This is a genomic window from Microtetraspora niveoalba, assembly GCF_001570405.1.
GTDB lineage: Bacteria > Actinomycetota > Actinomycetes > Streptosporangiales > Streptosporangiaceae > Microtetraspora > Microtetraspora niveoalba.
Genome location: NZ_BBYM01000046.1, coordinates 1 through 22,812, shown reverse-complemented (window position 1 = coordinate 22,812; position 22,812 = coordinate 1). Strand labels below are relative to the sequence as shown.

Sequence of the window (22,812 nt, the reverse complement as noted above, 5' to 3'; positions counted from 1 at the left end):
CGGGAGAGACGAGGGGAGAGATGCCAGGAGAACGGAGGCCGCCGCTGATCGGGGTGGCCTACGAGGAAGCGCTCGCGGCCCAGGCGGCGGCCGACGGGCACACGACCGAGGGCTTCATGACTGAGGGCTTCATGACCGAGGGCTTCACGGCCGACGGGCGGACGGTGAACGGCTCCAGGACCATGTGGTTCGCCGCCGACGACGTCTCCGGGGTCTACGGGACGAGGAGTAATGGGGCCGGGGGGACCGCGGGCGGTGGGTCGACGGTGAACGGATCCGGCGGAGCCGGCGAGTACGGGAGCGGCGCCGGAACGTACGGGACCGGGGCAGGCGGGGCCGGCGGGTACGGCGCCGGAACGCGTGGACCGGGAGTCCCGAGAGCGGGCACTTCCGGCGGCCGGGGAGGGCCGGTCATCGTCACGCCGTTCGATCCCCTTCGGCTGTGCGTCTACGCGACCGTGGCCCTGTTGGGCTGGCTGCTGGGCCCGCTCGCGGTGCTCGGGTTCGCCGGGGTGGGGTTCGCCGGTTATGTCCGGGCTCGCCGGGCCGGACTGGTCCGGAGCAAGTGCCTGCTGCGCGACACGCGGTTGGTCCTGGCCTATCTCGGCCTCGTCGTCGTCGCCGCGATCGCCGCTCTCGTCCTGAAAATCTTCACCTAGGACGAGACTCGGGCCCGGGGCGGGCGTTCCCCGGCGTGGCTTTTTCCCGAACACGTCGCGCACTTGTTCGAGGGAGCGCTACAGTCGTGGGCATCGGATCGAACACGGGTTCGGTCGCCGACTCTGCAGGTGAGGTGTGCCATGGCGTTGCTCGCGGCACCGCTGGCGTCCCGGGAGCGCACGCCGGCCACCTCGGGGCGATGTGTCCCGCTCCGGCCCGGAGCGACACGCCGTAGCGCTTTCTACGGAAATCTACGGCGGCCGCTATATCCGGTCATAAAGTCCGAGAGCGTGGACCCCGTGCGCAACCCCTACGCCCCCGGTGCGGGGCAACGCCCACCCGAGCTCGCCGGGCGTGATCGTGAGCTGCAGCAGTTCGAGGTCGTGCTGGAGCGGGTGGCCCGCGGCCGCCCGGAGCGGAGCATGGTGCTCACCGGGCTTCGCGGCGTCGGCAAGACCGTGCTGCTCAACACGTTCAAGTCGATGGCGATGCAGCGGCTGTGGGGCACCGGCAAGATCGAGGCCCGGCCGGACCAGTCGATCCGCCGCCCGGTGGCCGCCGCCCTGCACATGGCGATCCGCGAGCTGGCCCCCCGGCATCGCGCGCCCGACCGCATCGAGGCGTTCCTCGGCGTGCTGAAGGCGTTCGCGATGCGCGACCCGGCGGCGGCCAAGGGCACCTCGCACTGGTCGCCCGGCATCGACGTCCCCGCGTCGCGCGGCCGGGCCGACTCCGGCGACCTGGAGATCGACCTGACCGAGCTGTTCGTCGACGCCGCCGGTGTCGCGACCGATCTCGGCGTCGGCATCGCGCTGTTCATCGACGAGATGCAGGACGTGCAGGCGCCGGACATCTCCGCGCTGTGCGCCGCCTGCCACGAGCTGTCGCAGAACGGCGGGCCGCTGATCGTGGTCGGGGCGGGGCTGCCGCACCTGCCCGGCGTCCTGTCCGCGAGCAAGAGCTACTCCGAGCGCCTGTTCCGCTATGCCCGGATCGACCGTCTGGACCGGGAGGCCGCCGACCTCGCGCTCATCGCTCCCGCCGAGCGCGAGGACGTCGAGTTCACCGCCGAGGCGCTCGACGCCCTCTACGAGGCGGCCGACGGCTACCCCTATTTCGTCCAGGCGTACGGCAAGGTCGCCTGGGATCTCGCTCCGCGCAGCCCCATCACGGCCGACGACATCAAGGTGTCCGCGCCCGAGGCCGAGGAGGAGCTCGCGGTCGGATTCTTCGGCAGCAGGTACGAGCGCGCCACGCCGGCCGAACGTGACTACATGCACGCGATGGCCCAGCTCGGCGACGATCCGGTGCCCACTGCCGACGTCGCGGAGCTGCTCGGGCGCAAGCCGTCGAGCCTGTCGCCGGCTCGGGACAGCCTCATCAAGAAGGGCCTGATCTACAGCGCGGAGCGCGGTGTGATCGCCTTCACCGTTCCCCATTTCGGGAGGTTCCTACGTGCGCAACCGCTGTAGCGACTCCCGCCATCGACCTCTCTACGGCTTTCTAGTGGGGAAGCTAGAGAGCCGTAGAGAGCTGAATTCCCCTGCCCGCATTCCGAAATCTACGGGTGTATAGCGTCAGGCCGATACAGCGATAGATTCCTGTAGCGGCTCGATCGGGTTGCCGTCCTGGCCCACCACGGCGACCCTGACGGCCGGGCGCCGCCCGCTCAGATAGACGGCGAAGACGACGTCGGCGCCGCCCTGCCCCGGGAAGACGAAGAACCGCCAGCACAGCTCGCGCCAGGAGTCGTACGGCTCGTCCGACTCGAGTCCCGCCGCGTGGGCCCGCCATGCCGTACTCGATCTGAGTCGGGTCAGGGCGCGGTCGGCCGGCATCGGCCGCTCCTCGCACGGGGCCCGGTGACGCAGCCGCGAGAAGATCTCCTCCACCTCGGGGGAGAGCGACAGCAGCAGCGCGAGGTAGCCCGCCGCCCACGCGGCCGCCGTCCAGGAGACGCCCGCCAGCGCGTCCGCCGCGCCGATGTCGGACACGGCGACCGCCACGGCCATCCCGGTCAGCACCGCCGTACGCGTGACGGAACGCAGGCCGACCGGCGTGGAGCTGACCTCGCCGAAGCAGCCGCACCCCACGTCGGGCCGTCGCCGCCGCAGATCCCACAGCACATACGTCGAGATGGCGAAGAACACGACGGTGAGCCAGCGGGCGACGGCGAGGTCGGCGGCGAGCTGGCCGGCGACCAGCGCGAACTCGCCGATGGCGCAGACGAGCATGGCCGTTCTCCTGAAGCGCTCCGGGACGAGGACGGCGGGGCCGAGCCGGCTCAGCGCGTCCTGCCCTCCGCCGTCGTCTCCGGCGGTGAACAGCTTGGCGACGCCGCCCATGATCAGGAGCAGCGTCAGGACGGGCAGGGCGGCCACCGCCGCGTTCACCAGCACACGTCACCCCAATCCGACCTGGGCGTTGAAGCAGCCCTTGGTCAGGTCGCCACCGAGTCGTACGTACGAGAGCGCGGACAGTTCGACGATCCTTCCGCGCGGAGAGGTTTCACAGTCGACGCACCGGTCACAGAAGCGGGCCGCCATGCAGCCGCACGCCACGATGGGCACGCTCGCCGCCCGCCGCCCGCAGACGTTCCGGACGAAGAGCATCGAGCCCAGCGAGAGGAACGGCAGCCGAGTGCACGGGACCACGCCCTGGTCGCAGCCGGTGTCGGAGCTCTCCAGCATGGGGTAGGCGGCCCCATGGTCGGCGTGGTCGGACCACACGGCCGTCCCGGAGACCCTCGTCTGCGTCCCGCCGAACGCCGGAGGCGGCGCGGGCACCGCGCTCGCCCGGTACGGAGGCTGGGACGTCGCCGGGACCTGGGCCAGAGCCGTGCCGTCCTGGACCGTCCCGATGGCGTCGAAGAGATAGCCGGGCTCCAGCTTCGGGTGCCGTACCCGGATCCGCCCGGTGGACCGGTAGGGGATGACGATCGTGCGCCGCCCCCGGTGCGGGCCGCCGTCGATCTCGACGGTGAGGTCCCGCCTGCCGCGGACGTCGAGGACGATCCCGGTCATCCGCGTCATGTCGGCCCACACGCAGTCGGCGACGCGCCCCGCGCGTGTCCTGATGATCACGCGTGAGCCGGTGGGCAGACTGTCCGGAGGGATGGGCCCGCCCCGCCAGGCGGTGGCCCACGGCGCGATGACCAGGCGCTCCTCCTGCCCGTCGTCGTTCTCGACGATCAGGAGGTGCGGGGTGGCGTCGAGGATCCGGCCGCTGACCGCGTCGAGCGCGGGGCCGTCGTCCTCCTCGGCCGGGCGGGGCGGCTGCGCGGCCCGGCCGAGCGCCGCCGCGGACAGCAGGTGCCGGCGCTCGACCCGCGCGTGCGGCATGGGTACTCTCACCCGTCCAGCGTCACATGAGACCGATGACCGATAGAGACACTTTCGAGGCCGATGGTGGGTTGGGGAGCAATATTCCCCCACTTGGTGGAAGCTGTTGTCTCCCGATTTCCCCCAACCGGGCCGCCCGGGGCCGACGAGGGGCGGTGCCGGTGCGCCACCGATCTGCCGTCTCTTTGCACTTGACGGGACGAAACCTGGATGCCGGTTCAGCCGGATCGCGGGTCCCAACTGCGATTCTGGCCACGAAGCAGCCTCTCCACGGCCGGACCGGTGATCGTTTTATGGGGAATCATGAGGAGTTCCGCGAGTATGTCGTGACGCGCGGGCCGGCACTGCTGCGCGCCGCTCACCAGCTCACCGGGAACCCCTCTGACGCCGAGGACCTGCTGCAGGCCGCGCTGGTCAAGACGTACGTCGCCTGGGAGCGCATCCAGGACCGCTCCGCGCTCGACGGGTACGTGCGCCGGGCCATGGTCAACATCAACATCTCCTGGTGGCGGCGGCGCAAGCTCCAGGAGTTCCCCTCGGAGGAGCTTCCCGAAGTCCCCGTCCAGCCGGACGCGCGGCACCACCACGAGGACCTGGAACGGGCGCTCGAACGGCTCCCGGTGCGGCAGCGGACCGCGATCGTGCTGCGCTACTACGAGGACATGACGGAGCCCGAGATCGCCAAGGCCCTCGGGATCAGCATCGGAACGGTCAAGAGCACCGTGTCGCGGGGGATGGCCAAGCTCCGCGGGGACATGGCCGTCCAGCACTCCTTGAACTGACCGCCCCCTCCGGTCACTCGGCCTTCACCGGCTCCGTTACACCCGCCGTGGCGCAGGGCCGTACGACGTCGCGGATGAGGCGGAGCGTGGTCAGGAAGTCGGCGAGCTGCTCGGGGGTCAGCAGACCGGTGAACCATGTCTCGATGTCGTCGAGGTGCCGGGGCAGCACGCCGAGCAGCCGTTGCCTGCCCTCGTCGGTGAGCACCGCGTACGACGCGCGGCGGTCGCTGTGGCAGGCGCGGCGGGTCACCAGGTTGTCACGCTCCAGCCGGTCCACGACGCGGGTGATCCCGCTGGTGGAGAGCGAGGTCTGCGCGGCGAGGTCGCTCATCCGGAGGCCGTGCTCGGGGGAGCGGGCCAGCCTGATCAGCGTCTCGAAGTCGACGTCGGACAGTCCTGCTCCTGCCAGCGCGGGGCTCATCTTGTCGGTGATCCCCGCCATGACCTCGGCGAGCAGTCCCATAGCGGTGAGCCGGGGATCGTCAAAGGGGCTCATACGCCTCAGTCTACCGCGTCTTATTTGACATGCGGAATATTCCTCATGTAGACAGTTGCAGAGTCAGACATCCACACGGCAAGTACATCGGGAGGCCAGCATGAGCATCCGTGAGTGGGAAGGCATCAAGATTCCGACGGCCGGGACGTTCGCCCTGGACGTCGCGCACACGCGCGTCGGCTTCGTCGTCAAGCACATGATGGTCAGCAAGGTGCGGGGCAACTTCGCCGAGTTCGAGGCCAAGATCACCGTCGCCGAGAACCCGCTGGAGTCGGGGGTCGAGGCAGTGATCAAGACCGCCAGCATCCACACGGGTGTCGGCGACCGCGACAACCACCTCCGGAGCGACGACTTCCTGTCCGCCGAGAAGTTCCCGGAGCTCACCTTCCGGAGCGCTCGGGTTTCCGAGCACTCGGGCGACGAGTTCGTCCTCGTCGGCGACCTCACGATCCGTGACGTCACCAAGGAGGTCGAGCTCAAGGTCGAGTTCGGGGGCGCCGCGCAGAACCCGTGGGGTCAGGAGATCTTCGGCTTCAGCGCCGAGACCGAGATCGACCGCGAGGACTTCGGCCTGACCTACAACCAGGCTCTTGAGGCCGGCGGCGTCCTGGTCGGCAAGAAGGTCAAGATCGAGATCGAGGGCGAGGCCGTACGGCAGGCCTGACCCGGGTTTCGGTTTTCCACAGCCTTACCCACAGCCGTTGTCCACAGCTTGTGGACAACGGCTGTGCGTTTACTCACCCCAGGCTGCGTGCCCGCCATCCGATCTAACCGCCACCTCGCGCCTCCGCGAAACCGGGCGCGGCGGCTTCCCTCGCGATGCCGGACCGGTCCGCGAGCGCGGCCGGGGCCGGTCCGCACGGCACGGGCCGGAGAAGCTCGAACGGCCGTACGGGGCCGCCGGAAACGGCCCATCATCACGAATGATCAAACAGAGCCGGTTTCGCTTTGCTGGCTGGGACAATCGCCGGTACTCTGTCTTGAGCCAATCGGCAACCAGGAGGCTTCGCCTAGTCAGGTCTATGGCGCCGCACTGCTAATGCGGTTTGGGTTTACCGCCCATCCGGGGTTCAAATCCCCGAGCCTCCGCAGGTCAGAGCCCCTCTCGCGACTTCAGCGAGGGGGGCTCTTTCGATCTTCAGAGGCGCTGTAGTTGCAGTTTTAGTTGCAGTTGCTCTCAGGACTCACCCCAGAGGGCGGCCCCCATGCGCTCGCTCGCGTCTTGAATGAGCGCGCCTGCCACGTGGGTGTATCGCTCCGTGGTGGTCACGCGCGCGTGGCCGAGGATCTCTTGCACGACGCGGATGTGGACGCCCTGCTCGACGAGGAGAGTACCGGCGGTGTGGCGGGCGTCGTGGAGCCGCGCTTCCCTGACCCCGGCCTGCTTGAGGAGCGCCTTCCACATCTTGTAGTCCTCGCTGCGTTCCATCGGCCGGCCCCGCCTTGTCGGGAACAGCAGGTCGTGATCTTCCCAGAGCTCCCCGGCTTCCACGCGTTCGGCGTCCTGGAACTTCTTGTGCTCGCGGAGGATGGGCAGGAGCTCCGGCGGACATTGCAGGGTCAGCCTGCTCCGACCCTTGCGTTGCCGAAAGACGATGCCGCCGCCGGTGCGCTTCGGGCAGCGGTCGGCGTGGCCGGTGCATCCCTTGGGGCATGTTCTTGTCGGGCAGGCATGGCCGCGTTTCTTGCAGTCCTGTGGACAGTTGAGGTTGTGCTTGTGGGCCTTGCACCGCGGCTTGCACGGCCAGCGGTGCCACTCCTTTCCGCACGCCTGGGGATCATCGCAGCCGTGCCGCCAGGGGGACCGCTGCGCCTGGTACCAGGCTTTGATCACGCCGGTTTCGAGATCGACGAAGGACCAGCGGAGACCGAGTGCTTCGCCCTGACGGATACCGAGAGCCAGGGCGACCGACCACCGGGCGGCGTTCCTGCGTGGCTTGGCGGCCTCGAGGATCTTCCGTGCCTCGTTGCGGGTCAGTGGTGCGAGGTCAGGGTCGGCGGCGACCGGTGCGTCAATCAGGGTGGCGACGTTCCTCGTGACCTTCCCTCGGCGCATGGCGATCTTCAACGCACGCGACAGGATGCGATGGACCTTGAGAACCGTGCTGGAGGAGAGGCCCTGTTCGAGCATCGTGGCGTACGCCTTGTCCAGGTGTTCAGGGGCGAGCCGGTCGAGGCGATGACGGCCGAGCAGCGGAATGATCCAGTGACGTGTCTTGGACCGGTAGTCCTCCAGAGTCCGGGGCGCCATCTTCCCAGAGGCGACGAGGCGATCACAGATCACGTCGAGGTACTCCGTCATCCACTCTGCGACGTTGGGAATGCGGCCCGGCTTGCTGACGTGCCCGGCCTCTCGCTTGCCCTCCAGTTCGCGAACCCTACGAGTGACCTCAGCTTCCGTCTTCGCCATACGGTGGCGACGATCGGGGGAGCCGTCCGGCTTGATGCCGATGGTGACCCAGCCGTGCCAGTAGCCGTCATTGCCGAGATAGATGGAGGAGCGGCCGTTCGGCTTGCGGTCGGCCATTACGCCACCTCTTCCAGGTGACGGGCGAACTCCTGAAGGGCCTCAGCCGGGACGAGGCGATAGCCCTCGTACTTGACCGAGCGCAGTTCGCCCGACTTGATCAGCCGGAACACCGCCGTACGGCTCATTCCGAGCACGACCGCCGCGTCCTTGGGTCGATAGAAGAGTCGATCCATTACGCCGCCCTCCCTTCAGTTGCCGAAAGTTCTTGTCCGTCTGCTTGGGCTTGGAGCCGGGCCAGGTGGTTGCGCCATCGCTGGCGTTCGTGAACGGAGCGCAGGAGCCGGACGCCGATGGGGTCGAGGCCGGGATCTCCGGGTTTGACCGGCCGCCAGAGGTACCGGTGTGGATCGATCGGTTCGTCTGGCAGGCCGAGGGCTTCCAGGACCCAGGTGCGCCGGTCGTGCTTGTGCTCCGTGAGGGTCTTGTTCGACCACTTCCGGGACACGAGCATGCGCCGGCCCGCGTAGCCGAGGTGTTCGGGCTTGTGCGCCTTGCCCCGGCACCGTCCGGGGGTCATGCCCGGCTTGGCGCCCTTGGGCTGCACGCCGTAGCGGAGCCAGTTCGGGCAGGTGGGCGAGCACGGTTCGTAGCGGAGGGCGTTGCCGAGACGTTCCGCGTGCTCCCGTTGCGCGGAGTCGTCCGGGTCGATCGCGTCGCCGATGGATTTGGTCAGGTATTTGGACAGGTAGCGGATGCAGGTGTCGGCGTCGGTGGTCCCGGCCAGGACACCTTGAATGTCGAGCTGAGGGCCGAAGCGGAGCACATGCAGCGGTTCGGCCTCGTCGTCCTGGTCGAGTTCGTCGAGGGCTTCATCCCAGGTAGGCAGGATCGCGCCGGTTGTCGGGTCGAGGTAACCGGCACCGTCCTCCCAGATGGGTAGGTGATCGCCCTCGAACACGACTTGATCGACGGACGGCCACCACACCTGGTGGTACGTGGCCGCCGTGATCTGCTTGATCTCCGCGCGTGGCAGGTGGCCCCGGACGGCCATGTGCAGGTGCGGAGCGAGTCGCTTTTGCGGTTCGACGGTTGCGAAGTACTGGACATCGAACCCGGCCACGCGCCGGAGGTTCTGCACGAAGCGGTCCACCAGCTTGGAGAAGTGCAGCGCGTCCCGAGCCGCCCGCTCATAGTCATACGTGGCCGGATCGACGGGCGCGCCGTTCTTCCTGACCCGCCCGTACGACGGCAGGGTGAGCGTGATGAACATCGACGGCCGGAACGTCTTGCCGTCCGAGCCGGTGAAGGTCCGCCCGAGCGTCGTGTTACTCATGGTCCGCCTGGGCAAGTCTGGGGCATCCTGCCGCCGCCTTGTCGAGCGCGACCGCTTCCCCGTCGTACGGCCGAGGACGGTGCCGCGCATCCCAGCCCGGGTGATCTCGTTATCGAGATCGCCTATCGCGGCGTCCAGGTCGGTGGTGTCCTCGCCGGCCTTTTCCGCCTCAGCCCGCCATGCCTGGGCGTCGGCGCGGAGTTCGACGAGGTAGCGCTGATAGTCGTCGGCCTCGTTTGGGGTGTTGACGGGTTCGTAGTTGAGGTGCCAGCCCTCCCGGCATTGAGCCATCCGAAGCTGTCGGTTCCGCTTCGCGCACGGCGGGCACTTGCTTTCGAGCGTGGCCCCGCACGGCACGTCGATGGTTTCGGCCTTGCCCGTGTAGGTGTCGAGCCGCCGGAGGGCGATGGGGCGGATGCACACGCCGTACTGCTTGGCGATCTCTTCGACGACCTCGCGGGCAAGTGGCTGGGCCATGCGCAGCGCACGGGGGGTGGCCCGGTTGCTGAGGTGAGAGGAGGGGCCGGGGGAGATCGCCTGGTCTCCCCCGGCCGGGTTGGCGTCGATGGTGTCGGTCAACTGTCCTCCTTTCCGATCTCTGGGAAGGTAAGGGCGGTCTGTCCGCATTCGTGGCACTCGATCAGGCCGCGCACCGGGTCGAGCCACAGCACGTCGAGCACTCCGCAGCCGGAGCAACGGAGCCCAGCGAGCAGGTGAGCCAGGATCACGGGGCCACCTCCCCTATCACCGGCACGCGGGTCGTTATGGACGTGGAATCCAGGGCCGCCGCCTGGTCCGGGACCGGCACGGTGTCCACAGCGTGTGCATACTCGGCGACCATCGCGCGGATGTCGTCGTCGGAGACGTATGCGGCCCGCACTCTCACCGGATCCGGCGAGGTTTCCAGTCGGACGTATCCGACGCCCGCCCCGAGTTCGGGAACCGGTGAGATGTGGTCAGCGAGAGCGCCGCGATCACGTGCGCCGTCGCCGAGGACCATGTCGACCTGTTCGGATTCATCGAGGCGCAGCGCGATCTTGTCGGGGAACAGGTTGCGGATGTTCATGACCTCCTTGCGCGGATCCTGCAACGCGGCCATGACCCCGACGCCGACCGCACGGCCCTGTGTGGTGAGCGTGGCGAGCGCGGCCGTGATCCGCTGCTTGAGCGTGCGGTCGGACTGGTAGGCGGTCAGGAACGCGACCTCATCGACGAGCACCAGGACGAACGGGTCCGATGTCGTAGGGACGTGGGAGCGCTGAAGTCCTGCGAAACGTCCGGCGCGTTCCTGCATGACCGTGACGGCCTGGTCGAGCAGGTCGGCGCACTGTTCCGGGTCGGCCGCGTACCGGGTGAACAGGTCCCGGCCGAACGAGAGCTCCATCAGCTTCGGGTCGAGCGCCCACAGCTCGACCAGACCCGCGCGCAACGTGGGGAGCAGGCCGCGGATCGTCGACCACAGGAACGAGCCTTTGCCGGCCCCGGTCGCGCCCGCAATCAGAACATGCGTGCCGTGGACCTTGAGCCGGTACGGTGTGCCGTCCTCACGAGCGCCGATCTCGACCGGTCCCACCGAGACGACATCCGGAATCGGCACCGCATGCAGCGGAACGGCCAGCGGGTCACGGCGCGGGAAGGTCAGCACGAGCCGTCCCGCCCGCGCGATCGACACCCGGCAGCTACGTGAGCCGAAGCCGTGGGCGAGCTGGTCGGTACGGTCGGCCCAGTCCTTGACCGCCTGCCCGTTGAGCATCTTCACGGTGACGCGGTCGGCCCAGCCGTCGCAGTCGATTCGCACGAGCCGGGGCAGGTAGTCCCGGCCGCGTAAGTGCCGTCCGAGCCCTGAGACGATCATCACGGGTTGCCAGTGACGGCGGTAGATCCAGGCGCGCCGCCAGAAGGCCAGCAGCCGCCAGCCGACCAGCCGCAAGAACGAGGCCCGGTGCAAGGACGCCCAGGACAGGCCCGCCAGGAGGACGAGGCCGACGAGGAGCAGGGTGAGACGCCAGTCGTACAGCGTCCAGATCACACCGGGAACGACCGGCACGGCGACGGCGATCGGGTGCCGCCAGACGAGTCGGACCAGGCCCGCGAGCAGGCGTGACAGCCAGATCACGATCGTGACGAACGCCGGGGTCCGGACGACGGCCGGGCGAAAGACGATAGCGGTGTCGGGTGTGGTGGAGACGAGGTTACGCGCCTCGTCTCCGGGGAGCTTTCGGAACATTAGGCTTGGTTTCCTCTCTCAAGCATTCGCGTGTGTGGGAGATCAGGGGCCGCCGGAAGGACCAGTTCCAGCGGCCCCGCTTCATCTCTCAGGCCGCCTCACCGGAGGCCCGAGGAGTGGCCGATTCCTGCTCGTCGTGTAGGCGCTCGCAGTCGGCCAGGTAGCGCGCGGCGGCGTTGAAGATCTGCCGGGCGATGTCGACATCGGTCGTGGTGACGGGTCCGGCTCCGCTGGTCGAGACCGCGATGTCGGCCTCGTTGGACTCGATCGACAGGTACGGCCGCCCGGAGTCCAGCACCGAGGCCGCCACCCGCAGATCGGGTGTGTAGAACGAGACAGCAAGCCGGGGCGGCTTGCCCGGATCGATGGACATGGTCACGTAGGTGTACGGGGTGCGCTTCATCAGGCCGCCACCCCTCGACCGTTCGGCAGGCCGTGGAACATGCGCTCCACCGACCGGGCGAACGAGGCCGCCTCACGCGCCAGGCACTGCGCGAACTCGACGTCCTCGGCGGTGACGTGGTCGGCGGCGGAGGTGGTGACGAGCACCTGAACTCCGCCGAAGACCAGCCCCAGCACTGGGGAGCGCTGCGGGTACGGGTGGTTGACCGCCGAGGCGCCCGGACCCGTCTTGAGGCTGATCGTGCTCACCGGGTGAGCCGCCCGCCGCCCCATCACGCTGCGTCCTTCGCGCTCGCGGCCTTGCCCGTCCGAACGGCGCGCATTTCGCGGACTCGGATCGAGTACGCCAGGCGGTTGGTGTTGCTGTTGACGTATGGCGTGATCGTGACGGCATTGAACTCGACTGGCGTGAACGGCACCCCCGGCACCGGGGCCGGCGGAATCGGCTGAACTGCGGCCAGGATCTTCACCGCCACCGTCTTCTGCGACGGCTTGAGTGTCGGGTCCGCGTCCATCACCGCGACCTGCCAGACCAGCTCCCCCGTCTGCTTGTCCCGGGCCTGGACGAACCGGCCGTTGGTCGAGGCGTCGAAGTCCTTGACCGCCTCGACCTCGCCCACCAGGTAGCAGCCGTGCGGGAACACCATGTCGAACGTGACCGGGATCGGTCCCTGTAGAGCCACGTAGCCCACCTCCTCTTCTGTCGACCCCCCTAGACGCTTTGGCTTGCGTCCCGCCCTGTGCGAGAACTGTCTAGGGGGCTATGCGGATGACGATAGCCCGGCCCTACCCTAACTGTCTAGGGGGGTAAACGCATCGCCGTTCCAGAAGCGGAAGCACTCCTGACGAACGCCGAAAGACGATCTACTCTTGAGTGAACGTCACAGTAGGTGCTGGGAATCCGTCATATGGATCGATATGCACCGAAAGCGAATAAGGGGCGATCGAGTGGCGGGTGGTCGTAGCGAGTGGGAACGGCGTCAGGCCGCTCTTCGCCGTGAAGCCGAACGGCAGGCTCGCGAGGCGGCAAGACGGGCCAAGGAGCAGGAACGTGAACGCCAACGACTGCACGTGGAAAAGCAACAGGCGACGGCCGAGCAGAGAAGCTCAGATGTTGCAAAGCGTGTCGATAAACTGGACAGGGTCTTATTGGAGGCACTAAATGTGCGCCCTCTGTCTTTCGATGACATGCGAGCTACAGCTTCCCTGGCACCGTTCGATCCAGGCGGCCTAGCGGTCGCCGAACCTGCTCCTGACTGGGCGAAATATGCTCCGCTCCCACCGTCTGGTCTTAGTAAGTTCTTCGGAGGTCAGTCTCGCTACGAGCGCGAAATGCAGGCAGCGCGCAGGCGGTTTGAGAGCGCGGTCGCCCATCATCAAGAGCGCGAGAAAAAGCGCATTAGTGATCTTAGCGCCGCTCGTGCCGCTTACGATCTCCACGTCGCTGCAGTCAAAACGCAGGTGGCGGCAGAGAACGCTCATTTAAATGAGCTGCGAAGGGAGTTTAGTTCCGGCCAACCTGAAGCCATGGAGTGGCTCGCGGGGAAGGTGCTGGAGAGGTCGGTATACCCGGATGGGTTCCCTCGACTTTATCAAGTAGCATACCGTCCCGAGAATCACGACTTGGTCATTGAGTTCGAACTCCCTCCGCAAAGCGTCATCCCGATGGCCCGCGCCTACAAGTACGTGAAGGCGCGTGACGCCATAGACTCAGTGCCCCGATCGCAGTCCGAAATAAAGCAGATATACGCCAAGCTCATTGCCTGTGTAGCGTTGCGTACGCTGCATGAAATTTTCACGGCTACTCCTCACGAAATCGTGGAGGCGATCGTGTTCAACGGACGGATAAACACTACGGATCAGGCAACTGGAAAGAAGGCCCGTCCGCACTTGCTGAGCGTGCAGGCCGAAAGGGGAATATTCGAGGACCTGGTTCTAGCGGATGTCAATCCCGTTGCTTGTCTAAAGCGCCTCAATGCCCTCGTTTCACCCAATCCCTATGACTTGGAAGCCATTGAGCCATTCATCACCTTCGACCTCAAGCGCTTTCGGTTCTCTGAAGATATGGACGTCGTCTCAGGGTTGGACTCCCGCCGCAACCTGCTCAAACTTTCGCCCACTGAGTTCGAGCACCTGGTGAGGGAACTGTTTGTGGCCATGGGAGCTGAGGCTTGGACCACTGTTCCATCCAAGGACGGCGGCGTAGATGCTGTTGCTACCAGCAAGAATCTTTTCTTCGGCGGCGTCTGCCTCATCCAGGCGAAGCGATGGGCGGGTCTCGTTGGCCTCGATGCCGTCCACGCACTGACTGGCGTCATGGCAGACCACAACGCAACGACAGGCGTCCTGGTCACTACCTCATGGTTTGGACGTGCCAGCGAGCAGTTCGCCCAGCGGAACAGGATCACGCTGATCAATGGTGCCGAGCTCAAACACCTGATCAAGCAGTACCTGAACATCGATGTGATCCCAGGAACAACGCCACCTCGAAATGCCCGCGCATCGAACAATACGCAATCAGGTCGCCCCGGCCCCACTCAATGACAGCAAGCGGGGGAGGACCGCAACACGGCCCTCCAAGAGGCTGTCAGGCTCGGTAGCAGTGGGCTGCGGTCGCGTCGTCGTGCGACTTACCGCGGGGCCAGCGCTCCCCATGAGGATCAGAGTGCTCGGCCTCGCGGACGCGGCAGATCAGTTCCCCAGGGCCGTGCTGGTCGAGGATGTCGAGGATGTCGCGCCAGGTGGCGAGATGGAAGCGGTCGACGAGGCGGGATGCGCCATCGCTGAGGAGTGCCGCTGCTCGGATCTGGTCAGCGGGGAGTGTTCCCGTGAGGGCTTGTTCGGCGGCGAGGGGGTCGGATGAGGCGACCCAGAATCCGCCGTCGCGGTTGCGGTGCGCCCGCATGGCCTCCACGTACGCGCGCAGAGCAGCGGTGTGATCGGGGGTGCCGGAGTCGAGCGCGTCCATGGCCGTCCGGTAGCGCTTGCCGATCTGGCCTTCCCGGTCGTCGGTGATGACCATTGGTTTGTCTTCACCGATCAGGTCGAGTACGAGGACGGAGTCGGCCAGGACGAGATAGCCCAGATGGTCACCGGTACGGCGGAGCATGGCGACGGTGGCGGAAGGCGAGCCGGGGTGGGTGACGTCGCAGGTGAAGTCATGCAGCGATGTGGTGGCCTTGATGCCCTCGGCAAGGATCTCGGTCAGGGTGCCGGCGCTTTGGGTGAGGGCCGCGATCAGTGTTGAGCCGAGCGTCCGTGCGTACCAGGCCACGCCGTGGGAGCAGCCGGATTCCGAGCCCGCGGGCGTGCCCGCCCCGTCGAGGAGGACCACGGCGTCTGGGGTTGCCGCGATGAAGTCTTCGTTGGGTCGGTTGAGGGATGCGGGTTCGGTGGCGAAGGTGACGCGCATCAGGTGTCCTCGTGGCGGTAGAGCGGGCTGGCGAGTTCCGCTGTGACCGGTTCCCCTGTCTGTGGGTCGTATTCGACGCCGACCACGGTGGAGAAGCGCCCGTCCCCGGCTTGGCCCCACAGGGTGGCGATCTCGGTGGTGATGAGTTGGACGACGCCGAGGGTGCCTTGAGGGTGGATGCCGGTGAAGACCAGGACGTTGCCCTTGCCGTCCGGCCGAGGCAGTCGGCCCAGGTACGCGTAGTCGACCGGACGGGCCGGTTCGCTGTCGGAGCCAGACCGGTAACTCTCGCCAGTGCGGGTGTCGCGCAGCGTCCAAGCTCCGTCCTTGACCCACTCCAATACGGGATCGGTCTCGTACAGGGCGCCCATGACCGGGGAGAGTTTGGGGCCGCAGATCACGATGAGGTTGGGCCGGTTGAGGTCGATCTCGCCGCCCAGGGGGACGTGTTCGAGCTCCATCGACAAGCCGAAGCCGCGGGCCAGGTCTTCCAGCCGCTTGGCTGCTGCGACGTCTTCCATCGCCACCACGGGCCGGGCGTTGGTGGCTTCGCGCTTGAGCGGGGTGGCTAGGGTGATGGTGCCGGTGCCGAGGAACGCGCCTTCAGGGGCCGGGCCGGTGTGGCGGATCTGGTGGATACGGCCACGGGTGAGCCCGGCCGCCTGGGCGATCTGCGCGTATGACATGCCTTGCGCGTGTAGCTCTTGGATCACGCGTCGGCGGAGCCGAGCCAACTCGGTGACCTCCTGTTGGGCGGCATTCAGTCGTTCGGTTGCGGTCCGCAGCAGCAGGTACGGATCGTCGATGGCGGCTATGCGCTCAAGGTCGCTCGGTGGCATTGCTCCCCCAGGGTTGAACTCCGCCGAGTCTAGACCCCTGGACAGAATGCCGTCTATCCCTCTAGACGGTATGACTTCACCCGTTTTGGGATTCGTTGCCCGTATGGCGGAGCGTCGGTTGGGGACACCTCGCGGGCTCATCTCGCCCGTCCGGCCATGATGTCCGCCCAGACCTCGCGGGCCTGCCGGAGCGGCCAGCGGTTGGTCTCAACGATCGAGACCGGAGTTCCCTGAATGGTGCGCCTGATGAATCCGACGCCGGCCATTGCGTACAGCTCGTAGAACCGGGCCGTGCAGTCACATGTCCACGCCACCACCCGGCACCGGTCACCAGGTACGAACTCGAACCATTTCAGCTCGCGGCAGTTGGGTTGCGGCAAGGACAGGTGTGGGGCGATGCAGTCGCTCATGTGCGGGTCGCCATGGCCGGGGCGGGGTCGAGGACGGCCCACACGGTGCGGCCCTTGTGGTCACCCAGGACGCCCCAGCCGGTGGCCAGGGTGGAGACGAGCATCAGGCCGCGGCCACCTTCGGCCTCTTCGTAGGCGGGGAGCAGTTCCGGGGAGCGGGGGCCGCCCTCGTCGGCGACACCGAGCCACAGCCGCCGGTGGTTGACGCGGATCGTGACGATGAACATCCCGCCGAATCGACCGCTCGCCGAGTGCCGTACGGCGTTGGTGGCCAGTTCGCTCACGATGAGTTCGGCCGATTCCAGGGACGGCCAACCCTTCAAGAAGGTGGTGACGAAGCGGCGGGCTTCGGTGATCGAGGCGGGGGAGCCGAGGAAGTGGCGGGACATTCGCCAGCCTGACATGGGCATACTCCGTTGTATAGGGGGCTATACATCCATGCCGGCAGCGTATGACCAACGCTAGAAGCCGCTCAAGGCATTCGACGTATAAATACGTCAGAACCTGCTACTTGCTTGCGAGAGCGCGGTAGTCCGCCCCGATCTGCCCCAGAAGATCCCGCAGAGCGTCGTCGTACACAGCGGCAGCCGCGAACGCCTCGAACACGTCCATATGCGTGTCGATCTCGCCGGTCTCCGTCAGGGTGAGATCACCGGTCAGGCTCTCGATCACGCTCACGGCGCCGTCGTAGATCGTGAACCCGTGAAGAGGGAAAGCCGGCGCTTCCACGCTCCACGGCACGACCCCCAGACGCACATGAGGAAGCGTGGACACCTGGGCAAGCCGGTCGAGCTGCGCGGGCATCAACGACGGCGATCCCGGCCACGTCCGCACCGCACCCTCCGTCAGCACGAACGCGAACTTCCGACCTGGCTCGAAAACTACCGCCTGAGACTCGACCCGTACGGCAGCCGCCTTGGCCGCGTCGTCCTGGTCCACATCCTGGCCGATCGAGAGAGCGAGCCGAGCATACTCGGCCGTCTGCAACAGCGGCGGAATCATCGCCGAGGAGAACACGGCCATCCACTGAGCCGAGCGAACCCGCGCGGCGTTCGCCGCCTCTCGACCGGCAAGCCCACTCTTCAACCGGGACACCTCATCACGCAGCCGCAACAGCAGCGCGTCCAACTCACGCCGCCTGTCCACGTCGAGGCTAAGCGCCGCGGACACCCGCTCAACCGTCTCGGGAGTCGGCAGCAGTCGCCCGGTCTCCATCCGAGAGATCGTCGGCTGAGCCACTCCGGCCCGCTGCGCCAGGTCCTTCCCGGTCAGCCCCACATCCTTACGCAGCCGCCGCAGCAGCTCCCCCAGCTCCCGCAACCGATCTCGCCGATCCTCCACACCGAGGGTTCTACCACGTAGGAGTAGTTGCCTTACTGACGAATAGGTCCACGAGCGCGCACCCGGGAGGAGATGCTCCGCGAACGAAGCCTCCAATCCTTAGGTGGACGGCTTAAACCCGTCACGCAAATAGGCCGTCACGCGCGTGCTTGACACTGCGTGGCTGTGAGTGGCCGCTTCAATTGTCGAACTATTTCCCGCTCTTCCACGAATCTGCATGCGTCCTTATATGGAAACGCACTACTTGGATAGCTACACGCTCCGCAGCATCGACATAGTCCCTTGCTACTTCACTCGTTGGCGCTGGAGTCCGCCCATGCACAATGCTTGCACCCATGCGCCAAATGTCTCTAGCTGCCAAAATGATCTGATCATCTAGCGCATCTTTGGACAGTCGTACATCTTTAATAACCTGACGGGCGGGCTGCCGATCATCCATAGTGCCATCATTATGCCTGGTCAGCTCCGTGAGGAAACTCTCCATGCGGCCACGGCTTTCTATAATCGCCGACATAGGCGATTCAGCCGCTATGGAGTAGAGGCGCCTAAATTCCTCTCGAACTTGTATCTCGCGTCGCGCTGTAGCTAGTGCAGCAGCAAGCTGCTCTCGAGTAGAGTACATTGATGGATCATAGATAGCGTCCAGATGCTCCACCGGATCGTGAAAAAGGCTCTGTTGAGCAAATGACCGTGATCCACGAAACTCCGAGACGGGTTGACTCGGTGGCGCACTCCTGCGATCACGGCTCACCCTGTCCAAAATCAACGATTGACCATCGACGGTCCGGAGTCTCCAGCGAGTCACTTGGTACGAGTTACTCGCCGTTGACATTTTTTCCTTTTCTTCGATCCATGCCGTCCGGCCGTCTAGGAAGATATTCTTGTCAGTCTCTCCGGCTGCAAGTTCCTCCTTGAACCGATCTATATCGCGCATGGACACTGGCGGCCGGCCAGTTAGCAGAGCGCCTTCCGATCTCGCATCGTCGCCGTATAACGTGCGTTCCAACAGCAGGCGAGACATCTGCTTAAGATACGTTGAGTCCTGAACCTGATCGGCCAGTGGATGCAGCCAGTCAGCACCGTGCAAAGCACCCAGCAGCGACGCCGTCATAGAAGCCAAGGTATCTGTATCGGCATTAGAAAGGAAAGCAGAAAGAAGCAAGCCGCTCATTGGACGAGTGGCTGCGCGAGCTGCAATGTAGACGGATGCGACGGCAGTAATGTGGCCAGCGCCATTCTTTTGAGTGTCGAAGCACCCTAAACGAGCGAGAGTGACTTCATCATCTACTGCTGCTCCGCGTTCAAGCGCGAGTAGTGCAATCTCTAGGAGTGCACGAGTCTCGTCTACGGTCCGCTGCCATGCAGAGGGCGCCGGCTCGTGGGCAACAAGTTGGTAACCGCTCTTCCAGCTAGCTGGCAGTAGATCTGCTAATGCAGAATCCTGCCAACTTAGATCGGAGTAGAGAAAATCCAATAGATCACTATATCTCAGCGTTCCTCTAAGTGTCAGAGCATAGCGCAAGGCCAGAGCGTGAATAATGGCACCGATAAGCGCGCGTGGATGGCCGTGCGTGTAAATGCCATCCCGGATAACCCTATGTATGAGCCTAGATGAGGAACTGTCCGTAGCAGTTACTATCGCGTGTGGCGCAATACGCATTGCAACACCATTTGCTCCACGGGCGAAGTAGTCCGCTTCGCGCTCTTCCGATCTTGTTCGTGAAGACGGGTACCAAGGCGGCTTGCCGGTAACGGCCCAAGAACGCGCAGCGCTTAAAACTGCTCTACCGCCCCCTCGCTGATACAAAATCCAAGCGGGCAGCTCTACGCGTGAAAGATGTGTGTCCCACTCATCGCTAAGGCATGCACGTGCGACCGCGAGCAACAACTGCGTGTCGTCGCTATATTCGCCACGCCTAACAGGGTCGTCATACCGGTTAAAGCGCGAGCCTGCTTGACGTACCCATTCTCTGAATGTCGTCTGAGGCGATACTAGTCGCGCTTTCTGGCCACCTTTGATGCCGCTTCGCTGCTCTTGTGGCCATCCGAGCGCGTCACCGACTGCAGCTCCAATTATCGTTCCTTCTACCTTTGGAAGGAGATCGACTGCGATGCTGCTCTTGCTGTTCATCAGGTCCCGTCCTGAGGTGGCTGCCAGATGGTCTCGCTGACATCGCGACCGAAGCGCAGCCGGCTGGAGAGCTCCAGCTTACGGAAGAAGCCTGGAGCCACTACCCACCGATAGCCGTTACTAGAGACTCCCAGCAAGCGTAGCCGTCCCCACTCGTTTTGGGCGTCCTCGGCGCTAGGGACCACTATGCCTTGGAGGTACGACAGTTCGATCGGGCCTGGGATCAGCACCTCTGCTTGGAGGTCAGTAGGAACTCTGGGGTGATGGGTGTTCCTACGCTCCCAGCTCCCCACCTTGTGCTGGAAGCATGCCATGAAGGCACCCCCGCCAGCACGCGCGTGGATGCCGCCTCCCGTTGCAGCGTTGTGCGGGCTAAAAAGAACCCCTGGTCGAAGGACAAGCCGAACATCCAGGAGTAAACATACCCAATCAGGATAGTTCCTGAATTCAGGCTTTCCCGTAGCCTCTGCCAGATAATATGGATTGGGGTACTCCATGCTGCAGCACACCTTATCGGGGTGCCTATCAAATCGCTCCCTGTCGGTGGGGCTGAAGTATTCTGGTGATTGAGAGGCTAAGTCTTTGCTGCTACGAATATATCCATCGCCGAGTATATGTGGGAGGTTGAGTGCGGGCGTGAAATGCGCCAATCTGCTAATTTCAAGATTTGCGAGGGCTTCAGCTACGGATATGTCCTTCAAGGCGTCACCGTCACATAGAGTCCCGGCTCGACAGGGAGGAGTGGGGTGAGTGTATCGTTATCCGCGCTATAGGTGACAATGAGTTCGGAGCGGGCCCGTGTAATTCCGACGTACAAGAGCTTTGCTTCGCGAGCCAAAGCATCAGCGTGTCCGAATGCTGAAACCACTTCAGGCAGGGGAACCTTCTTAGCGCCGCAAAATGGCATAATCACAACGTCAAACTCAAGTCCCTTAGCAGAATGATAGGGACCGTAGAAGATGCCCGGAGAGTCATCCCACCGATTCAAGCCGGCCGTTAGCGGGCGCGCATTTCGGAGGCCATTTATTGCCCGTTGGGAATCAGACCACGTGCGGGCGAGGACTGCGACTCTATTAACCTGAGAAAGGGCAGCCGCCCGAGTGCGAACAACAAGCAGTTCCTCCGCCACGCTCCGGCATTTGACGACGGTAGGAGGGCTACCCTCGGCGGTTGGCGCTATTGGCTCGACTAGATCCTCATACGCACTACCGAAGTGCGGCATTTTGCTCATGGCAATCGCAAGTCTAGCGATTGCTGCCGTGTTTCGATAGTTATCGGCAAAGCGCTCTTCTTTGCTGATGTTAAGGTTGCATGCTCGCCAGGACAGTCCTTGACCGTAAATTTGCTGAGCATAGTCTCCAAAGAACGTCACGGAACCTGAAGGATCGACCACCTCCACCAGAGAACGAATCATCTCTGGGGTCAAGTCCTGGCCTTCATCGATTACTATATGCTTATACATATATGAACGTTCGTCACTGACTAATTGCTGTCGCACGGCTGTAGCGATATCGTGCCAGTCGTATAGATATCCTGCCTTGTTTCGTCGCTGCAGGTAGTCTTCTCGAATTCGCCATACGGCAGTTCGGGAACTGCTCGTAAGCCCTGTCCCCCGACCGATCCTGTCGACTTTCAAGTATGAATCAAGGTCGGCTATACCCATTCCGCCGATCCAGTCTAGCTCATCCTTGAAAAAGTCGACATCCCTCCCAAAAAAACTTGATGGTCGATATTGCGCAGCCACAGTGCGAAGTGATTCTTCGATAATAGACCGTTGAGGAGTTCCTTCAGCGATAGCTCCCCAATGTGGCATTAGTCCGCGGCTCTTCAAATATCCCCGCGCGAAGCGACTGTACGTTTCTACCCGTACACCCGCAAAGGCCTTACCTTGTTGATGCTTGATATATGCGACCAGTGCATTGTTGTACGTGACGAGCAGAACGGGGCCGTGGCCGCGAGTTGATGGATCTGCCAGGTAGCGGGCGCGCAGCATTGCCATGACAGTCTTGCCCGTGCCTGCTGTGCCAAGGACGACGGAGTGGCCCGTTGGGGGAAGATATATCACCTGCGACTGCCTGCCACGGGGCCGAAGTAGAGCCACTCTCTGCCACTCTCTAATCTCTTATCTTATGTCTCCTTGGGGCTGTATTGTACTTCCTTTCGGTACAGGTGGCACCTATTAAACATGGCATCCTTAAACGTATGTACGGGCGCGAAGTTCTCACTCTAGGAGTAATGGGACAAACTGCCCAGATCTGCTACTCTTCGGTGGCAACTGTGCGCTTCTGTTGCGCCAAGTCATGTACCGCGCAGCGCGGCTTCCGTCGCACTGCCGAATTGGTCTTTTAGAGATCAAGGGCGGCGCTCCGCGCCGCCTCGCGACCCTCGCCCGCTCGGCGGCCGGGCATGCGGCCTGGGGGCCGGTCCCGGCCGCCGGCGGCTCGGGCCGCGTAACCAGCGGAAAACAGTTCCCAGCCCCAGAGCAGGCGCGCAATAGCATCCCGGTATGGACACGCCGCCTGATCTCGACCGTGCGTTGGACGCTCTCTACGCGGCCTTCTCCCGGTACCCGCTTCCAGCCAAGACCGACGTGTGTGACCACTGCGTGTCAGCTGAGCGGGTTCGCGCGGCGCGTGCCGCACCACTTCGGATGCTCACCGCATCCGCGCTGGAGCCCTACGCCTGGAATGGCCTGAACACATGGGGAGATGTCGAGGAGTTCAAGCACTACCTGCCCCGGTTAATGGAGCTGCTCATCCTCGAAGAGCTCGACGGCCTGCACGCCCCCTCCTTGATGCTGCGACTCGGCGTCAGGTGGCACAGCTGGAGAAAGACCGAGCAGGAAGCCGTCATCGCCACCATCAGCGTATGGTGGCGGCACACCCTGAACCACTATCCACGCGACGTCGACGCCATGACGCTGATCGAAATCATCGCTGACACTCTGGAGCTGGACCTAGCCTCGATC

Annotated in this window: 24 protein-coding genes, 1 tRNA gene and 1 pseudogene; 7 read left to right on the top strand and 19 right to left on the bottom strand. The window is 64.7% G+C overall.

The features are described 5' to 3' along the window. Positions 1-20 precede the first annotated feature (20 nt). Both AWQ70_RS41710 and AWQ70_RS33495 read left to right on the top strand, forming a co-directional pair. Positions 21-659 (top strand): hypothetical protein, encoded by a 639-nt coding sequence (locus AWQ70_RS41710; protein ID WP_245647270.1) that lies wholly within the window; start codon positions 21-23, stop codon positions 657-659. A 291-nt stretch (positions 660-950) separates the two neighbouring features. Further along, positions 951-2,132, top strand: a complete 1,182-nt coding sequence (locus AWQ70_RS33495; protein WP_067185507.1) for an ATP-binding protein — start codon at positions 951-953, stop codon at positions 2,130-2,132. A 105-nt stretch (positions 2,133-2,237) separates the two neighbouring features. On the opposite strand, the gene AWQ70_RS33490 is transcribed toward AWQ70_RS33495, so the two are convergent. Both AWQ70_RS33490 and AWQ70_RS33485 read right to left on the bottom strand, forming a co-directional pair. Then, the gene (locus tag AWQ70_RS33490; RefSeq protein ID WP_067185505.1) at positions 2,238-3,059 is read right to left on the bottom strand and encodes a MauE/DoxX family redox-associated membrane protein; all 822 of its coding nucleotides are present in this window, start codon (positions 3,057-3,059) and stop codon (positions 2,238-2,240) included. A gap of 3 nt (positions 3,060-3,062) precedes the next feature. Further along, positions 3,063-4,013, bottom strand: coding sequence for a hypothetical protein (locus AWQ70_RS33485; RefSeq protein WP_245647269.1), 951 nt, complete (start codon positions 4,011-4,013; stop codon positions 3,063-3,065). A gap of 281 nt (positions 4,014-4,294) precedes the next feature. Here AWQ70_RS33485 and AWQ70_RS33480 point away from each other — a divergent pair, with 281 nt between their 5' ends. Continuing rightward, positions 4,295-4,783, top strand: coding sequence for a SigE family RNA polymerase sigma factor (locus AWQ70_RS33480; RefSeq protein ID WP_067185500.1), 489 nt, complete (start codon positions 4,295-4,297; stop codon positions 4,781-4,783). A 13-nt stretch (positions 4,784-4,796) separates the two neighbouring features. On the opposite strand, the gene AWQ70_RS33475 is transcribed toward AWQ70_RS33480, so the two are convergent. Then, positions 4,797-5,279, bottom strand: coding sequence for a MarR family winged helix-turn-helix transcriptional regulator (locus tag AWQ70_RS33475; RefSeq protein ID WP_067185497.1), 483 nt, complete (start codon positions 5,277-5,279; stop codon positions 4,797-4,799). Positions 5,280-5,379: 100 nt separating this feature from the next. On the opposite strand from AWQ70_RS33475, the gene AWQ70_RS33470 reads away from it, so the two are divergent. Both AWQ70_RS33470 and AWQ70_RS33465 read left to right on the top strand, forming a co-directional pair. Further along, positions 5,380-5,943, top strand: a complete 564-nt coding sequence (locus AWQ70_RS33470) for a YceI family protein (protein WP_067185495.1) — start codon at positions 5,380-5,382, stop codon at positions 5,941-5,943. A gap of 335 nt (positions 5,944-6,278) precedes the next feature. Next, a tRNA-Ser gene (locus tag AWQ70_RS33465) sits at positions 6,279-6,368 on the top strand. 88 nt (positions 6,369-6,456) lie between these two features. On the opposite strand, the gene AWQ70_RS33460 is transcribed toward AWQ70_RS33465, so the two are convergent. From AWQ70_RS33460 to AWQ70_RS33435, 8 genes are all read right to left on the bottom strand, one after another. Beyond that, positions 6,457-7,806 carry a tyrosine-type recombinase/integrase gene (locus AWQ70_RS33460; protein WP_218004753.1) on the bottom strand — a complete coding sequence of 450 codons (1,350 nt, stop codon included), beginning with the start codon at positions 7,804-7,806 and terminating at the stop codon, positions 6,457-6,459. After that, positions 7,806-7,982, bottom strand: coding sequence for a helix-turn-helix domain-containing protein (locus tag AWQ70_RS38210; RefSeq protein ID WP_084518095.1), 177 nt, complete (start codon positions 7,980-7,982; stop codon positions 7,806-7,808). The genes AWQ70_RS33460 and AWQ70_RS38210 overlap by 1 nt, the downstream gene beginning before the upstream one ends. Next, a complete protein-coding gene (locus AWQ70_RS33455) occupies positions 7,982-9,559 on the bottom strand; it encodes a replication initiator (protein WP_067185576.1) in 1,578 nt (525 codons plus the stop codon). Before AWQ70_RS33455 ends, AWQ70_RS38210 begins: the two co-directional genes overlap by 1 nt. A 98-nt stretch (positions 9,560-9,657) precedes the next feature. Further along, complete coding sequence (locus AWQ70_RS39520) at positions 9,658-9,810, bottom strand: hypothetical protein (protein WP_157530779.1); 153 nt, start codon at positions 9,808-9,810, stop codon at positions 9,658-9,660. Further along, positions 9,807-11,309 carry an FtsK/SpoIIIE domain-containing protein gene (locus AWQ70_RS33450; protein ID WP_084518094.1) on the bottom strand — a complete coding sequence of 501 codons (1,503 nt, stop codon included), beginning with the start codon at positions 11,307-11,309 and terminating at the stop codon, positions 9,807-9,809. The genes AWQ70_RS39520 and AWQ70_RS33450 overlap by 4 nt, the downstream gene beginning before the upstream one ends. 88 nt (positions 11,310-11,397) lie before the next feature. Further along, complete coding sequence (locus AWQ70_RS33445) at positions 11,398-11,712, bottom strand: hypothetical protein (RefSeq protein WP_067185492.1); 315 nt, start codon at positions 11,710-11,712, stop codon at positions 11,398-11,400. Next, complete coding sequence (locus tag AWQ70_RS33440) at positions 11,712-11,960, bottom strand: hypothetical protein (RefSeq protein WP_157530777.1); 249 nt, start codon at positions 11,958-11,960, stop codon at positions 11,712-11,714. Before AWQ70_RS33440 ends, AWQ70_RS33445 begins: the two co-directional genes overlap by 1 nt. A gap of 23 nt (positions 11,961-11,983) precedes the next feature. Next, positions 11,984-12,394 carry a plasmid replication, integration and excision activator gene (locus AWQ70_RS33435; RefSeq protein ID WP_067185574.1) on the bottom strand — a complete coding sequence of 137 codons (411 nt, stop codon included), beginning with the start codon at positions 12,392-12,394 and terminating at the stop codon, positions 11,984-11,986. Between the two features lie 235 nt (positions 12,395-12,629). On the opposite strand from AWQ70_RS33435, the gene AWQ70_RS40730 reads away from it, so the two are divergent. Continuing rightward, positions 12,630-14,255, top strand: coding sequence for a restriction endonuclease (locus AWQ70_RS40730; protein ID WP_218004752.1), 1,626 nt, complete (start codon positions 12,630-12,632; stop codon positions 14,253-14,255). A 43-nt stretch (positions 14,256-14,298) separates the two neighbouring features. Here the strand turns inward: AWQ70_RS40730 and AWQ70_RS33430 are convergent, their stop codons facing one another. From AWQ70_RS33430 to AWQ70_RS38190, 8 genes are all read right to left on the bottom strand, one after another. Beyond that, the gene (locus tag AWQ70_RS33430) at positions 14,299-15,123 is read right to left on the bottom strand and encodes a protein phosphatase 2C domain-containing protein (RefSeq protein WP_067185488.1); all 825 of its coding nucleotides are present in this window, start codon (positions 15,121-15,123) and stop codon (positions 14,299-14,301) included. Then, positions 15,123-15,962, bottom strand: a complete 840-nt coding sequence (locus tag AWQ70_RS33425) for a sigma-70 RNA polymerase sigma factor region 4 domain-containing protein (RefSeq protein ID WP_067185486.1) — start codon at positions 15,960-15,962, stop codon at positions 15,123-15,125. The genes AWQ70_RS33430 and AWQ70_RS33425 overlap by 1 nt, the downstream gene beginning before the upstream one ends. 137 nt (positions 15,963-16,099) lie before the next feature. Continuing rightward, the gene (locus AWQ70_RS33420) at positions 16,100-16,372 is read right to left on the bottom strand and encodes a hypothetical protein (protein ID WP_157530774.1); all 273 of its coding nucleotides are present in this window, start codon (positions 16,370-16,372) and stop codon (positions 16,100-16,102) included. Continuing rightward, positions 16,369-16,776, bottom strand: a complete 408-nt coding sequence (locus tag AWQ70_RS33415; protein WP_169808780.1) for an ATP-binding protein — start codon at positions 16,774-16,776, stop codon at positions 16,369-16,371. The genes AWQ70_RS33420 and AWQ70_RS33415 overlap by 4 nt, the downstream gene beginning before the upstream one ends. 103 nt (positions 16,777-16,879) lie before the next feature. Next, a complete protein-coding gene (locus AWQ70_RS33410; RefSeq protein WP_169808779.1) occupies positions 16,880-17,713 on the bottom strand; it encodes a helix-turn-helix domain-containing protein in 834 nt (277 codons plus the stop codon). A 190-nt stretch (positions 17,714-17,903) separates the two neighbouring features. Beyond that, complete coding sequence (locus AWQ70_RS38200; RefSeq protein ID WP_084518099.1) at positions 17,904-19,844, bottom strand: ADP-ribosylglycohydrolase family protein; 1,941 nt, start codon at positions 19,842-19,844, stop codon at positions 17,904-17,906. Then, entirely contained in the window at positions 19,844-20,494 is a 651-nt protein-coding gene (locus AWQ70_RS38195; RefSeq protein WP_245647274.1) for a DarT ssDNA thymidine ADP-ribosyltransferase family protein, read from the bottom strand. Before AWQ70_RS38195 ends, AWQ70_RS38200 begins: the two co-directional genes overlap by 1 nt. A gap of 47 nt (positions 20,495-20,541) precedes the next feature. Next, positions 20,542-21,909 (bottom strand): 3'-5' exonuclease, encoded by a 1,368-nt coding sequence (locus AWQ70_RS38190; protein ID WP_281197168.1) that lies wholly within the window; start codon positions 21,907-21,909, stop codon positions 20,542-20,544. Between the two features lie 441 nt (positions 21,910-22,350). Here AWQ70_RS38190 and AWQ70_RS33405 point away from each other — a divergent pair. Further along, a pseudogene (locus tag AWQ70_RS33405) lies at positions 22,351-22,812 on the top strand (hypothetical protein); the annotation flags it as partial.

Bases quoted from the DNA above. Each gene is read 5' to 3' on its own strand.
- AWQ70_RS41710 (WP_245647270.1), top strand. From the start codon at position 21: ATGCCAGGAGAACGGAGGCCGCCGCTGATCGGGGTGGCCTACGAGGAA.
- AWQ70_RS33480 (WP_067185500.1), top strand. From the start codon at position 4,295: ATGGGGAATCATGAGGAGTTCCGCGAGTATGTCGTGACGCGCGGGCCG.
- AWQ70_RS33475 (WP_067185497.1), bottom strand. From the start codon at position 5,279: ATGAGCCCCTTTGACGATCCCCGGCTCACCGCTATGGGACTGCTCGCC.
- AWQ70_RS33470 (WP_067185495.1), top strand. From the start codon at position 5,380: ATGAGCATCCGTGAGTGGGAAGGCATCAAGATTCCGACGGCCGGGACG.
- AWQ70_RS33460 (WP_218004753.1), bottom strand. From the start codon at position 7,806: ATGGCCGACCGCAAGCCGAACGGCCGCTCCTCCATCTATCTCGGCAAT.
- AWQ70_RS38210 (WP_084518095.1), bottom strand. From the start codon at position 7,982: ATGGATCGACTCTTCTATCGACCCAAGGACGCGGCGGTCGTGCTCGGA.
- AWQ70_RS33455 (WP_067185576.1), bottom strand. From the start codon at position 9,559: ATGGCCCAGCCACTTGCCCGCGAGGTCGTCGAAGAGATCGCCAAGCAG.
- AWQ70_RS33450 (WP_084518094.1), bottom strand. From the start codon at position 11,309: ATGTTCCGAAAGCTCCCCGGAGACGAGGCGCGTAACCTCGTCTCCACC.
- AWQ70_RS33445 (WP_067185492.1), bottom strand. From the start codon at position 11,712: ATGAAGCGCACCCCGTACACCTACGTGACCATGTCCATCGATCCGGGC.
- AWQ70_RS40730 (WP_218004752.1), top strand. From the start codon at position 12,630: ATGCACCGAAAGCGAATAAGGGGCGATCGAGTGGCGGGTGGTCGTAGC.
- AWQ70_RS33430 (WP_067185488.1), bottom strand. From the start codon at position 15,123: ATGCGCGTCACCTTCGCCACCGAACCCGCATCCCTCAACCGACCCAAC.
- AWQ70_RS33425 (WP_067185486.1), bottom strand. From the start codon at position 15,962: ATGCCACCGAGCGACCTTGAGCGCATAGCCGCCATCGACGATCCGTAC.
- AWQ70_RS33420 (WP_157530774.1), bottom strand. From the start codon at position 16,372: ATGAGCGACTGCATCGCCCCACACCTGTCCTTGCCGCAACCCAACTGC.
- AWQ70_RS33415 (WP_169808780.1), bottom strand. From the start codon at position 16,776: ATGTCAGGCTGGCGAATGTCCCGCCACTTCCTCGGCTCCCCCGCCTCG.
- AWQ70_RS38200 (WP_084518099.1), bottom strand. From the start codon at position 19,844: ATGAACAGCAAGAGCAGCATCGCAGTCGATCTCCTTCCAAAGGTAGAA.